Annotated in this window: 10 protein-coding genes; 5 read left to right on the top strand and 5 right to left on the bottom strand. The window is 71.8% G+C overall.

The window, feature by feature from the left end:
* Nucleotides 1–13: 13 nt before the first annotated feature.
* The 3 genes from trpS to ACVHNB_RS17520 all read right to left on the bottom strand — a co-directional run bounded on the left by trpS (nucleotide 14) and on the right by ACVHNB_RS17520 (nucleotide 3,663).
* Nucleotides 14–1,081, bottom strand: coding sequence for a tryptophan--tRNA ligase (trpS, locus tag ACVHNB_RS17530; RefSeq protein WP_456228555.1), 1,068 nt, complete (start codon nucleotides 1,079–1,081; stop codon nucleotides 14–16).
* 183 nt (nucleotides 1,082–1,264) lie between these two features.
* The gene (locus ACVHNB_RS17525; RefSeq protein WP_428950215.1) at nucleotides 1,265–2,488 is read right to left on the bottom strand and encodes a cytochrome P450; all 1,224 of its coding nucleotides are present in this window, start codon (nucleotides 2,486–2,488) and stop codon (nucleotides 1,265–1,267) included.
* A gap of 134 nt (nucleotides 2,489–2,622) precedes the next feature.
* Nucleotides 2,623–3,663: an NAD(P)-dependent alcohol dehydrogenase gene (locus ACVHNB_RS17520; RefSeq protein ID WP_456228554.1), complete on the bottom strand. Its 1,041-nt coding sequence runs from the start codon at nucleotides 3,661–3,663 to the stop codon at nucleotides 2,623–2,625.
* 794 nt (nucleotides 3,664–4,457) lie between these two features.
* Between ACVHNB_RS17520 and ACVHNB_RS17515 the strand changes: the two genes are divergently transcribed.
* From ACVHNB_RS17515 to ACVHNB_RS17500, 4 genes are all read left to right on the top strand, one after another.
* Complete coding sequence (locus ACVHNB_RS17515) at nucleotides 4,458–5,453, top strand: Dyp-type peroxidase (RefSeq protein WP_456228553.1); 996 nt, start codon at nucleotides 4,458–4,460, stop codon at nucleotides 5,451–5,453.
* Entirely contained in the window at nucleotides 5,450–6,265 is an 816-nt protein-coding gene (locus ACVHNB_RS17510; protein ID WP_456228552.1) for a family 1 encapsulin nanocompartment shell protein, read from the top strand. The genes ACVHNB_RS17515 and ACVHNB_RS17510 overlap by 4 nt, the downstream gene beginning before the upstream one ends.
* A 309-nt stretch (nucleotides 6,266–6,574) precedes the next feature.
* A complete protein-coding gene (locus tag ACVHNB_RS17505; protein WP_456228551.1) occupies nucleotides 6,575–7,822 on the top strand; it encodes a cytochrome P450 in 1,248 nt (415 codons plus the stop codon).
* Between the two features lie 5 nt (nucleotides 7,823–7,827).
* Nucleotides 7,828–8,025: a ferredoxin gene (locus ACVHNB_RS17500; protein WP_428950220.1), complete on the top strand. Its 198-nt coding sequence runs from the start codon at nucleotides 7,828–7,830 to the stop codon at nucleotides 8,023–8,025.
* Nucleotides 8,026–8,047: 22 nt separating this feature from the next.
* Here the strand turns inward: ACVHNB_RS17500 and ACVHNB_RS17495 are convergent, their stop codons facing one another.
* A complete protein-coding gene (locus tag ACVHNB_RS17495) occupies nucleotides 8,048–8,923 on the bottom strand; it encodes a universal stress protein (protein WP_428950221.1) in 876 nt (291 codons plus the stop codon).
* A 64-nt stretch (nucleotides 8,924–8,987) separates the two neighbouring features.
* Complete coding sequence (locus tag ACVHNB_RS17490) at nucleotides 8,988–10,271, bottom strand: hypothetical protein (protein WP_456228550.1); 1,284 nt, start codon at nucleotides 10,269–10,271, stop codon at nucleotides 8,988–8,990.
* Between the two features lie 273 nt (nucleotides 10,272–10,544).
* Between ACVHNB_RS17490 and ACVHNB_RS17485 the strand changes: the two genes are divergently transcribed.
* Nucleotides 10,545–12,959, top strand: a complete 2,415-nt coding sequence (locus tag ACVHNB_RS17485) for a GH92 family glycosyl hydrolase (RefSeq protein WP_456228549.1) — start codon at nucleotides 10,545–10,547, stop codon at nucleotides 12,957–12,959.
* Nucleotides 12,960–12,969: the final 10 nt, after the last annotated feature.

Raw genomic sequence — 12,969 nt, 5'->3', positions numbered from 1 at the left:
CACGGCCCGTCCTTCAGTAGTCGCAGTGCATGGCGGCGCGTACTTCCTTCAGGGTCGCGTCGGCGAGGGCGCCCGCCCGCTCGTTCCCGGTCCGCAGCACGTCCCTGACGAGGCGCCGGTCCTGTGCGTAGGCGGCCCGGCGGGCCCGGATCGGCGCGAAGTGGCCGTTGACCGCCTCGGTGACCCGGCGCTTCAACGCCGCGGCGCCCCCGGCGCCGATCTCCTCGGCCACCTGCCGCGGGTCGCCGTCCTCACACAGGGCGGTGAGCAGGACGAGCGAGGAGACCTCGGGCCGGTTCGCCGGGTCGTACGTGATGTGGCGCTCGGCGTCGGTCTTCGCGCCGCGGATCAGACGTGCGGTCTCGTCGGCGTCGGCGGACAGGGAGATGGCGTTGCCGCGGCTCTTGCTCATCTTGGTTCCGTCGGTACCGAGCAGCAGCGGTGCGGCGGACAGCAGCGCCTCGGGCTGCGGGAAGACCGAACCTCCGTTGCCGTAGCGGTCGTTGAAGCGGCGGGCGACGGTGCGGGTGATCTCCAGGTGGGGCAACTGGTCCTGGCCGACGGGCACGACGTTCGCCTTGCAGAAGAGGATGTCGGCGGCCTGGTGGACGGGATAGGTGAGCATCAGGCCGCTGACGGCCGCCTGCCGTGAGTGGGCGATCTCGTCCTTGACGGTGGGGTTGCGGTTCAGCTCGGCGACCGAGACGAGGCTGAGGAACGGCAGCAGCAGCTGGTTGAGCGCGGGCACAGCACTGTGCGCGAAGATCGTGGAGCGCTCCGGGTCGATGCCGATGGCCAGATAGTCGAGCACGAGCTCCTCGACGTACTCCTTGAGGTTCTCGGCGATGTCGCGGTCGGTGAGCACCTGGTAGTCGGGGACCAGGACCAGGGTCTCGACGCCGAGGTCCTGGAGTCTGACGCGGTTGTGCAGGGTGCCGAAGTAGTGGCCGAGATGGAGTCGGCCGGTGGGACGGTCGCCGGTGAGGACGCGGAACCGGCCGGGCTCCTTCTGGATCAGCTTCTCGAGCTCGGCGCTGCGGGCCTGTGCGGTGGTGGTGCCAAGCGTGTCGGTCGTGCTCATGGTCTCTCCCGATGGTCACGGGCGCCCTCGGGACGGCATGACCTCCGCGGGAGGCAAGAAAGAAGGGCCGTCCGGGGACGGCCCTGTACGTGCATGACTGTGGCCGCCTCTAAGTGAGGCGCCACCAGGTCAGACACGAAGAACGATGCATACGGAGATACTACACCCGTAAAAGGTCTGGCGTCAGGCTCCGACCGGCGTGAACCGCACCGGCAGGGACTGCGGGCCACGGGTGAACACGCCCTGCTCGACCGGGTCGAAGCCGTCGGCGAGCCGGACGTCCGGCATGGCGTCGAGCAACTGGTTCACGCCGATCTCGACCTCCGCCTTGGCGAGCAGCGCACCGACGCAGAAGTGCCGGCCGAGGGCGAAGGCGAGGTGGTCGGCGGCGGCCGAGAAGGCCGTCGTGGTCGTCAGGTCGTCGCGGAAGATGTCGAAGCGGTCGGGGTCCTTGTAGCGGTCCGCATCGCGGTTGGCGGAGCCGATGAGGCAGGTGACGGTGGCCCCGGCGGGGATCGTGCCGCCCGACACCTCCACGTCGACCGCGGACTGGCGCATGATCATGTGGACGGGCGGGGTGACGCGCAGCGTCTCGGCGAAGGCGCGCGGGATCAGCGAACGGTCCTCGCGGACGGCGGCCAGCTGCTCGGGGTTGACCAGCAGATTGGCGAAGATGCTGGCGATGGCCTTGTCGGTGGTCTCGCCGCCGGCGGCGAGCAGCAGGCTGCAGAACGCCTTGATGTCCTCGTCGCTCATCCGTACGCCGTCGACCTCGGCGGCGCAGAGCGTGGACAGCAGGTCGTCGCCGAGGTTCTCGCGGCGGGCCTGGATGATCGGGATCATGTACTCGGCGAACTCGACGCGGGTGCGCTCGCCGGCCGCCGCGACCTCCTGGTCGCCCGCCAGGTTGCCGAGGAAGGCGATGACGGCGGTGTACCAGCCGTGGAAGCGGGCGTGGTCGGCCTTGTCGAGGCCGAGCATGTCGGCGATGACGTTGACCGGGAACCGGGTGGCGTAGTCGTGCACGATGTCGGCGGAGCCGGTGGCGCGGAACTGGTCTATCAGGGCGCGGGAGTTGTTCTCGATGACCGGCAGGAACTTCTCCTGGAGGTCGCTGCCGCGGAAGGCGGGGGCGACCAGGGCCCGGCGCACCGCGTGCTCGCGGCCGCTGAGCTGGAGGATCGTCTTGCCGTGGACGGGCTCCAGCTGCCAGTCGTAGTTGTCGGTGGTGAACTGCGCCTCCTTGTCCTTGAAGACGCGTTCGACATCGGCGTACCGCGAGACGATCCAGCTCTGCGTGGCCTCGTGCCAGAAGAGGGGCGCTGACTCACGCATGACGCGGTACGCGGGGTAGGGGTTCGCGGCGAACTCCGGCGAGAGGATGTCGGGGACCTGCGCGGTGGACATGGGGCTCCCTGAATGGGTGACGGGCGGTCCGCCTCAGGCTATTGATCACCCGTCACCCGGAACAGCCCCCTCCTCGCCGACAGTTGAGCGCTGCACGAATTCTGTGGCCGAAAATCGACCTTTCGGGGCCGGTCTCAGCCGTTGGGCAGGATGACCGCGCGCCCGTTGATCTTGCCTTCGTGCAGCCGCTCGTAAGCCTTGGGGGCGTCGTCGAGCGAGTACGTCTCGGTGTGCACGGAGACGGCGCCGGCCCGCGCGAGATCGAGGACCTCGATGAGCTCGCCGCGGCTGCCCCAGTACGGGGCGGTGACGCTGACCTCGAAGTTCGTCGCGCCGAAGCCGACGGGCAGGGTGCCGCCGCCGATGCCGACGAGGGTGACGTCGCCCTCGATGGCGGCGACGGCGCCGGCGGTCTCGACGGTGGGCTGGACGCCCACGAAGTCGAAGACGGCCTCGGCGCCGCGGCCACCGGTCAGCTCCTTGACCTTCGCGGCGGCCTCGGCGTTCGACAGGATCGCCTCGTGTGCGCCGACGGTGCGGGCGAGGGCGAGCTTGTCCTCGGAGACGTCCAGGGCGATGACGCGGGCGGCGGTCATGGCGCGCAGCAGCTGGATGGCGACGTGGCCGAGGCCGCCGGTGCCGATGACGACGGCGGTGGAGCCGGGCACCAGCTTCGGCAGCGAACGCTTGATCGCGTGGTACGGGGTGAGGCCCGCGTCGGTGAGCGGCACGGTGGCGACGGGGTCGAGGCCGTCGATCGGCACGAGGTGGCGCGGGTCGTCGACGATCATGTACTCGGCCATGGAGCCGGGGGCGCCGAGGCCGGGCGGGCGGATGCCGAGCTCGTCGGCGCGCAGGCAGTAGTTCTCCTTGCCCTGCGCGCAGTTGGCGCAGGTGCCGCAACCCCACGGCCCGTAGACGGCGACGGAGTCGCCCTCCTTCAGTCCGGTGACACCCGCGCCGAGACCGGCGACGGTGCCCACCCCCTCGTGGCCGAGGGTCAGCGGCAGTTCGTACGGGAAGCTCTCCGCGGGCCAGCTCATGACAGCGATGTCGGAGTGGCAGACGCCGGCGGCGGTGACCTTCAGCAGGACCTGCCCCGGACCCGGCTCCGGATCGGGAACGGTGACGACCTCGGGTGCAGACCCGACGGTGCGGTACTGAAGCGCCTTCATGACTCGACTCCTTCGTCGCTTATGTCCGACCCCCGTGCCTCCAGGATAGCTCTTAATGTCCCAATGAGACACATGTCCCTCTGAGACGCGTATCTCATCGGGGAAGGGCGCCGGGGCCACCCGTCCCGGGCCGGTCGCGGTACAGCCGCAGCCGCGGCGCATCGCGGCGAGCCGGCGCCCGGGGCGACCATCTCGGCGCAGCGGTCGCTGCGCGGACCGGTGTCCTGGCCGTCACCGGGGTCGGGCTCGCGCGGTTCGACGGCGATGACCGTGACGCCGCAGTCGACGGAGATGCCCAGGTGCCCGGCGAGGGAGGCGGCCGGTGACCGGCGAGCGCGGGGGCCAGCTGCCGCAGCGGGACTCGGCCGGGCTCAGGGGTGCGCGGGTGGGCGTCCATGGGGCGGCGGGGACCTCCGGCAGCGGGGAGACAGTGCTGCGGAGGCTATGCACGCCGCTGCGGAGCGGGGCCGTACGGCCGGACAACGTCGCGCGGCCAGGACTGTCGGCGCGTCCATTGGCCGGGCGTCGCCCCGCGTCGATCCGGACAGGACACCCCGGAACGCAAGTGACCCCGACCGTACGGGGGAGAACGGTCGGGGTCTGCTCATAGTTTAACGAAGAACCAATGGTGCGCCCTACCGAACCGGGGTCGACCCCGCCGTGAAGTGCGCCACAGTCGCACCTCACGACGCATGCACCCGACCACATGCCGTCACGACGGAGCGCCCATAAAGTGACATAAGGTGCGCCGGCGCGTGCCCCAGCGCCCCACCCCCTGTCCGACGGGAGCCCCTGTGGTCGAGTCGCAGTCCCTTCTCATCCCGCCCGCGAAGGCCGCCGTCTTTCTGGTGGTGACCGTCGCACCCGGCGGGGAGGCTGCCGTACGGGACGCGCTCGAGGATCTCGCCGGGCTCCGGCGCTCGGTCGGCTTCCGCTCCCCCGACGACGGCCTCAGCTGCGTCGTGGGAATCGGCTCGACCGCCTGGGACCGGCTCTTCGACGGGCCGCGCCCGCGCGGGCTGCACCCCTTCCAGGCCCTCGCCGGTCCCCGGCATCTGGCTCCGGCCACCCCCGGCGATCTGCTGTTCCATCTCCGGGCCCGGCGCATGGACCTCTGCTTCGAGCTGGCCCGTCTGATCATGGCCCGGCTCGGCTCCGCCGTCACCGTCGTGGACGAGGTGCACGGCTTCAAGTACTTCGACGAGCGCGATCTGCTCGGCTTCGTCGACGGCAGCGAGAACCCGACCGGGCAGGCGGCCGCCGAGGCGGTGCTCGTGGGCGACGAGGACCCGGACTTCCGGGGCGGGAGCTATGTGATCGTGCAGAAGTACGTGCACGACATGGCGGCCTGGGAGGCGCTGCCCGCCGAGGAGCAGGAGCGGGTCATCGGCCGCACGAAGAGCGCGAACGTCGAGCTGGACGACGACGTCAAGCCCGCGAACTCGCACGTCGCCCTGAACACGATCGTCGACGAGGACGGCACCGAGCGGCAGATCCTGCGCGAGAACATGCCGTTCGGCAGCCTCGGGCGCGGCGAGTTCGGCACGTACTTCATCGGCTACGCGCGCACCCCGGACGTGACCGAGCGGATGCTGCGCAACATGTTCCTCGGCGATCCGCCGGGCAACCACGACCGCATCCTCGACTTCTCCACCGCGGTGACCGGGTGCCTCTTCCATGTGCCGAGCGCCGACTTCCTCGACGACCTGCCCGACCCACCGCCCGCAGCGGCCGACGTCGTCGACGGCTCGCTGCGCATCGGCAGCCTCAAAGGAGTCCGATCAGCATGAGCAGTACCGCCCCGAGCACCAACCTCCATCGCGAACTGGCCCCCATCACACCCGCCGCGTGGGCGGAGATCGAGGAGGAGGCGGCGCGCACCTTCCAGCGCCATGTCGCGGGCCGCCGCGTCGTGGACGTCACCGGTCCGGACGGTCCGGAGCTGTCGGGTGTCGGCACCGGTCACCTCGGGGGCGTCACGCCGCCCGCGCCGGGGGTCTCGGCGCGGCTGCGGGAGGTGCAGCCGCTGGTCGAGCTGCGGGTCCCGTTCACCGTGAGCCGGGCGGCCGTCGACGACGTGGAGCGCGGGGCGCAGGACTCCGACTGGCAGCCGGTGAAGGACGCCGCGCGGGCCATGGCCTTCGCCGAGGACCAGGCGATCTTCGACGGGTACGCGGCGGCGGGCATCGACGGACTGCGCGAGCGCACCTCGAACCCGGTCCTGAGCCTGCCGGCCGAGCCGCGCGACTATCCGGACACGATCAGCCGCGCCCTCACCGCGCTGCGACTGGCCGGTGTCGACGGCCCGTACGCGCTGCTGCTGGGCGCCGACGCGTACACGGCGGTCAGCGAGACCTCCGACCACGGCTATCCGGTCGCGAACCATCTGAGCCGGATCCTGGACGGCGAGCTGATCTGGGCCCCGGCCCTGAACGGCGCGTTCGTCCTGTCGACCCGCGGCGGCGACTTCGAGCTGCGCCTCGGGCAGGACCTGGCGATCGGCTACACGGCGCACGACGCGAGCGGCATCGAGCTGTACTTCCACCAGACGCTGACGTTCCTGCCCTACACGGACGAGGCCGTGGTCGCGCTGCGGGCCTGAGCGGCCCCGTCAGCCCGGCGGACGCACCCGGGGCCCGCACGGACGGCATGATTCCGGTCGCTGTGCCGCAGGATTCCGGCCGTCGGCCGTCCCCTCGCCCGAGCGCCGGCCCGCGACGACCCCTGCCCGAGCTGGACGAACGCGGCCGGGCTCGAACGTGTACGAACGGCCCCGGCCAGATAGGCCTTCCGCGGGAACTGGCTGGTCTTGCCGTGGACCCGGTAGATGCCTGGGGCATCCAATGGTCGAGGAGCGCGGAAAAAAACATGCTCCGCGCACACGGACGAGCACTGCGAGGCGATCCGCTCCATGACGGAATCCACGACGGAACCGGCCCGCCAGGACCTGCACCCCACCCCCACACCCGTCGCCGAGGCCCCGGTCCCCTTCCCGCAGGACCGGGGCTGCCCCTACCACCCGCCCGCCGCCTACGCCCCGCTGCGCGAGGCGGGACCGCTGAGCCGCGTCACGTTCTACGACGGACGCACCGTCTGGGCCGTCACCGGCCACGGTCTGGCCCGCGAGCTGCTCGCCGACCCCCGGTTGTCGAGCAACCGCCAGCGGCCCGGGTTCCCGGCACCGACCGAACGGTTCGCGCAGGCCGGGGCCCGGCGCGTGGCGCTGCTCGGCGTCGACGATCCCGAGCACAACACCCAGCGCCGCATGCTGATCCCGAGCTTCTCGCTGAAGCGGATCGCCGCGCTGCGCCCCCGGATCCAGGAGACCGTGGACCGGCTGATCGACGCCATGGAGGAGCAGGGGGCGCCGGCCGAACTCGTCGGTTCGTTCGCGCTGCCCGTGCCGTCGATGGTGATCTGCGCCCTGCTCGGTGTGCCGTACGCCGACCACGAGTTCTTCGAGGAGCGCTCCCGGCGGCTGCTGCGCGGGCCCGCGGCGGCCGACGTGGAGCGGGCCCGGGACGAACTCGACGCGTATCTGGGCGAGTTGATCGACCGCAAGCGGCGCGAGCCGGGCGACGGCCTGCTGGACGAGCTGATCCACCGGGAGTCGGCGGACGGGCCGCCCGACCGTGACGAGCTGATCGCGTTCGCGGTGATCCTGCTCGTCGCCGGGCACGAGACGACGGCGAACATGATCTCGCTCGGTACGTTCACCCTGCTCAACCACCCCGAGCAGCTCGCGGCACTGCGCGCGGGCGACGCCACGACGGCCGTCGTGGTGGAGGAGCTGCTGCGCTACCTGTCGATCGCGGACGGGCTGCTGCGCGTGGCGAAGGAGGACCTCCAGGTGGCCGGGGAGACCATCCGGGCCGGCGAGGGCATCGTCTTCTCCACCTCGCTGATCAACCGGGACGGCGACACGTTCGCCACGCCGGAGACCCTCGACTGGGACCGCTCGGCGCGTCATCATCTCGCGTTCGGCTTCGGCATCCACCAGTGCCTGGGCCAGAACCTCGCCCGCGCCGAGCTGGAGATCGCGCTGGGCACCCTCTTCGAACGGCTGCCGGGGCTCCGGCTCGCGGCGCCCGCCGAGGAGATCCCGTTCAAACCCGGCGACACCATCCAGGGCATGCTCGAACTGCCCCTGACGTGGTGAGCGCCATGACGGTCCAGGTCGACAAGGAGCGGTGCGTGGGCGCGGGCATGTGCGCGCTGACGGCGCCGGACGTGTTCACACAGGACGACGACGGCTTCAGCGAGGTGCTCCCCGGCCGCGCCGAGCGGGCCGGGGAGCACCCGATGGTGAAGGAGGCGGTCCGCGCCTGCCCGGTCGGGGCGGTGTCGCTCACCGAGGAGTGACACCGGCCCGCGTCCCGTCCGCTCAGCTGTGCGGCACCACGGCCACCGGGCACGGCGCGTGGTGCAGCACCGCGTGGGCGACCGAACCGATCCGGGCGCCGACGGCGGTGCGGCGCGCGCGGCGGCCGACGACCAGGAGCTGGGCCTGCGGCGCCACCGAGAGCAGGACCTGCCCGGCGCTGCCGATCTCGACGTGCTCGGTGACGGGCACGTCGGGGAACTGCTCGCGCCACGGCGCGAGGGCCTCGCCGAGCGCCTTCTTCTCGTACGGTTCCATGCCGCCGGACTCGTCGAGGAGTTCCAGGGAGGCGGGACTGTACGCGAAGACGGGCGGCAGACTCCAGGCGCGCACGGCCCGGACCGTCGCCCCGCGGGCCGCCGCCGTGCGGAAGGCGAACTCCAGGGCGGCGGCGCTGTCCTGCGGGTCGCCCTCCTGCCCGACGACCACGTCGGGTCCGGCCGCCTCTGCGGTGGCCCGGTCGTCCGCGCGGACCAGGACGACGGGCCGCTCGCTGCGGGCGATGACCTGCTGGCCGACGGAACCGAGCAGGAATCCGAGCAGCGGGCCGTGGCCGCGCGAGCCGAGCGCGAGGAGCTCCGCGTCGCGGCCCGCGGCGAGCAGGGCCGCGGCGGCGCCCTCGTCGTCGAGGATGTCGGTGGTGACCGCGAGCCCGGGATGCCGGTCGGCGATCTCCTGCTCGGTCTCCGCCAGCAGGTCCCGGGCCCACCGCGCCTGCGCGTCCGCGTCGGCGGCGAGGGCCAGCGCCTCGGGCACGGGCGTCCCGACATGCACCAGGCGCAGTGGCTGTCCCCGCCGCACCGCCTCGCGCGCCGCCCACGCGGCCGCGGCCTCGCTCTCGGGTGATCCGTCGACTCCCGCGGTGATCGGCCGGGTCATGGGGCCCTCCTCCTGGTCCGTGCGCTGCCTCGTACGCCTACCTTCTCCTACTGCCGGGCCTTCCTCATGTCGCCGGTTGTCCGGCGCCGGCCTTCGGCCGCTTCTCCGGGCGCAGGAACCCGTTCCAGCCGCCCGGCGGCCGCTCCCCCACCTGCAGGCCGCGCAGCTTGGCGAGGACGGCCGGGTCCTGTGCGTCGAGCCAGTCGACGAACTGCCGGAAGGAGACGAGCCGCACGTCCTTCTTCCCGGCGATCTGCTTGAGGGTCTCCTCGACGGCGTCCATGTAGATGCCGCCGTTCCACTCCTCGAAGTGGTTGCCGATGAAGAACGGGGCCCGGTTCGTCTCGTACGCCCGCTGGAAACCGGCCAGATAGGACTGCGTGGCCTGTCTCCGCCAGCCCGGATAGTTGTACGAGGGTGCGCGCGTCGAGTTCTTCGACTGGTTGGCGAGGATGTTGTAGTCCATCGACAGGACCTCGAAGCGGTGGCCGGGGAACGGGATGCCCTGCAACGGCAGATCCCACACGCCCTGCTTCTTGTCCGGCCAGCGCTGCAGGCCGCCGGGCGACGAGGAGTCGTAGCGCCAGCCGAGTTCCCTGGCGACCGGCAGCAGGTTCTCCTGCCCCAGCAGACAGGGGGTGCGGCCGCCGACGAGTTCCTTGTCGTAGTCGAAGGGCAGCGACGGGTGCGTGTGCCAACCGGTGTTGGTGCGCCAGGTCTTGACGAACGACTGGGCCTGCTCGATCTCGCTGCGCCACTGCGCCGCGCTCCAGTTGGCGACGGATCCGGAGCCGCCGCAGAAGTGTCCGTTGAAGTGCGTGCCGATCTCGTGGCCCTCCAGCCAGGCCTGATGGACGTACTTCAGGGTCTCCTTGACGTGCCCGTCGGTGAGGTAGCCGATGTCGGAGGCGCCGACGGGGTTGTTCGGCGGGCGGTACAGGCGCTTCTTCGCCTCGGGCAGCAGGTAGAGGCCCGAGAGGAAGAAGGTCATGTGGGCGTCGTGCTCGCGGGCGAGTTCCAGGAAGCGGGGGAACAGGCCGTTGCCGACCTCGCCCGCGCCGTCCCACGAGAAGACCACGAACTGCGGGGGCGTCTGGCCGACTTCGAGCGGGGCTGCCGCGCCAGGCTGACGCGGCTGCTTGCCGGTGTACGCCGTCGAACCGTCGCCGATCAGCCGCAGCGCGGCCTTCTTCGGCGGGGCGGCCGGCCGGTCCGGGTGGCGGCCCGGTCCCGCCGGGGGCCGGCCCTGTTCCTCGCCGCTGCCGCACCCGGCGAGCGTCGCGGCCGCGGCACCCAGACCGACACCGAGCCCCAGGCGTGCCGCGCCTCTGCGGCTGATTCCACTCATGGACATCCCAACCCGCGCCGCGTGTGGGCGCGTTGTGTGTCCCCCCACACGGACACCGACCCCCGCACCGTAGAACCGATAAACGGACAAATGACACATTTAGGTCGGCGTGCCGCGCAAAAGCCTCGCCAAGGGGCCGGGGCTTCACCGGGCGTTCATCCCGGATGCGCGCCGCGGCGTTCCCCGCGGGGCCTCAACGATCTACGCTCGGCGGCGCCTTGACGGCATCCGTCCCGCCACGGCATCTGTCCCGACTCCGAAAGGTTCCGCGACGTGTTCGACGTCCTGTCCAGACCCACGGCGCTGCTGCGCCGCGCGGGAGCGGTCGGCCTGGCGAGCGCCCTCGCCCTGACGCTGCCCGGCCCGCTCGCCTCGGCCGCGGCGCCGCCCGAGCGGCCCACCGCGTACGTCGATCCGCTGATCGGCTCCACGAACGGCGGCAACACCTACCCCGGCGCCACCCGCCCCTACGGCATGATCGCCTGGTCCCCGACCAGCACCACCGGCGACCAGACCAGCACCGGCGCCGCGAACGGCTACGAGTACAACGCGACGCGGATCCGCGGCCTGAGCCTGACGCACGTCAACGGCGCGGGCTGCAACCCGGGCGCCGCGGGCGACGTGCCGATCATGCCGTTCGCCGGGGACGTCACGTCGTCGCCGTCGGCCGACACCAAGGACGCGGTGTACGCGTCGAGCTTCAGCCACGCGAACGAGCGGGCGGTCCCCGGCCGCTACACCCTCGGCCTCGACTCGGGCGCCTCCGCCGACCTGGCGGTGAGCCGCAGGGCGGGCGTCGCCGACTTCACGTTCCCGGCCGACCGGCAGGCCTCCCTCCTGTTCCGTGTCTCCAACTCGCTGAACGGCAGCGAGGACGCGCACATCGACATCGACCGCGCGCACCGCAAGGTCACCGGCTGGGTGCTGACCGGCGCGTTCTGCGGACGCCGGGCCAACGGCGGGGTGAACAACCGCAAGAGCTACTACCGGCTGTACTTCAGCGCCTCCTTCGACCGCGCCTTCTCCTCGTACGGGACCTGGAAGGACGCCACCCTCTCCCCCGGCACGACCAGCACCGGCGGCGGCGAGGGGTACGCGACCGGCGCCGACCGCGCGGGCCGTGGTTCCGGTGGATGGGTCGGCTTCGACCCGTCCTCTGACAACGATGTCCACATGCGGCTCGGGATCTCCTACGTGTCCCTCGCGGGCGCCGAGACGAACCTGCGCAAGGAGATAGCGCCCCGCGCGAGCGTCGACGACGTGGCGGCGCAGGCGCGCGCCGACTGGGACCGGGAGCTGGGCTCCGTGCGGATCGGCGGCGGCAGTGACGCGCAGCGCACGGCCTTCTTCACCGCGCTCTACCACTCCCTGATGCAGCCGAACATCGTGAGCGACACCGACGGCCGCTATCCCGGCATGGACGGCGAGCCGCACCGCCTCGCCCGCGGGCAGGGCGCGCAGTACAGCAACTTCTCGGGCTGGGACCAGTACCGCGCCCAGATCCAGTTGCTCGCCCTGCTCAAACCGAAGGTCGCCGGGGACTTCGCCCAGTCGCTGTACAACTTCGCGCAGCAGAACGACGGGGTGTGGGACCGCTGGGTGCACGTCAACGGCGCGACCCACGTGATGACCGGCGACCCGTCGGCGGCGACCCTGGCGACCTTCTACGCGATGGGCGTGCGCAACTTCGACTACGAGGGCGCCTTCGACTCCCTGGCCCGGCAGGCCACCGAACCACGTGACGCGGGCCTGTCGGACGCGGGCTGCCCCGGCCAGTGCGAGGGCCAACGACCCAACCTGGCGCAGTACTTGAGCTCGCACTACGCGGCGCAGGACGTATGCCACTGCTGGGGCGGCGCCGCCGAGACGCTGGAGGACTCGGTCGCCGACTCCGCGCTCGGCTCCTGGGCGAAGCTGCTCGGCCGGGACGCACAGGCCGCGTACTTCACCGAGCGCGGCACCTGGTGGCGCAATGTCTTCAACCCGGCGACGGGCTACATCCAGGCGCGGAACCTGGACGGCTCCTGGGTGACCCCGTTCGACCCGGGCAGCGACCGCGGCTTCGCGCAGGGCACGAGCGCCACGTACACCTGGATGGTGCCGCAGGACGTGCAGGGACTCGCCGAGGCGATGGGCGGCCGCGAGAAGGCGGCGACGCGGCTCGACGGGTTCTTCCACAAGGCGGACGGCTCCTGGTCGGTCAAGGGCGGCGACGCGCTGCGCTACGACCCGACGAACGAGCCCGGCATCCACGCGCCGTGGCTCTACAACGCGCTCGGACAGCCCTGGAAGACGCAGGCCACGGTGCGCGAGATCGTCAACTCCGTGTACGGGACCGGTCCTTCGGGACTGCCCGGCAACGACGACCTCGGCACCATGTCCGCCTGGTACGTGTTCTCCGCGCTCGGCCTGTACCCGAAGGCACCGGGCAGCGCCGATCTGCTGCTCGGGGCGCCGCTGTTCCCGCACGCGGTGGTGGACCGGCCGGGCCGCGCCGACATCGTGGTCGAGGCGCCCGCGGCCGATGCCACGCACGCCTACGTCGCCGGGGTGCGCCTCGACGGACGTGACCGCACGCGGTCGTGGACGGACGCGGAACTCCTGCGGCGGGGCGGCACGCTCGCCTACCGGCTCGTCGACCGGCCCGACACGACCTGGGCCACCGACCCGGCGGACCTGCCGCACTGATCCCGCACCC

The organism is Streptomyces sp. YJ-C3, from assembly GCF_053891275.1.
The sequence above is the reverse complement of the archived record's forward strand: the minus strand, read 5'-3'. Positions and strand labels throughout refer to the sequence as shown.

What these genes read in the sequence shown, in the direction of transcription:
- trpS (WP_456228555.1), bottom strand. Translation starts at nt 1,081, where the DNA reads ATGAGCACGACCGACACGCTTGGCACCACCACCGCACAGGCCCGCAGC.
- ACVHNB_RS17525 (WP_428950215.1), bottom strand. Translation starts at nt 2,488, where the DNA reads ATGTCCACCGCGCAGGTCCCCGACATCCTCTCGCCGGAGTTCGCCGCG.
- ACVHNB_RS17520 (WP_456228554.1), bottom strand. Translation starts at nt 3,663, where the DNA reads ATGAAGGCGCTTCAGTACCGCACCGTCGGGTCTGCACCCGAGGTCGTC.
- ACVHNB_RS17510 (WP_456228552.1), top strand. Translation starts at nt 5,450, where the DNA reads ATGAGCAGTACCGCCCCGAGCACCAACCTCCATCGCGAACTGGCCCCC.
- ACVHNB_RS17505 (WP_456228551.1), top strand. Translation starts at nt 6,575, where the DNA reads ATGACGGAATCCACGACGGAACCGGCCCGCCAGGACCTGCACCCCACC.
- ACVHNB_RS17500 (WP_428950220.1), top strand. Translation starts at nt 7,828, where the DNA reads ATGACGGTCCAGGTCGACAAGGAGCGGTGCGTGGGCGCGGGCATGTGC.
- ACVHNB_RS17495 (WP_428950221.1), bottom strand. Translation starts at nt 8,923, where the DNA reads ATGACCCGGCCGATCACCGCGGGAGTCGACGGATCACCCGAGAGCGAG.
- ACVHNB_RS17490 (WP_456228550.1), bottom strand. Translation starts at nt 10,271, where the DNA reads ATGAGTGGAATCAGCCGCAGAGGCGCGGCACGCCTGGGGCTCGGTGTC.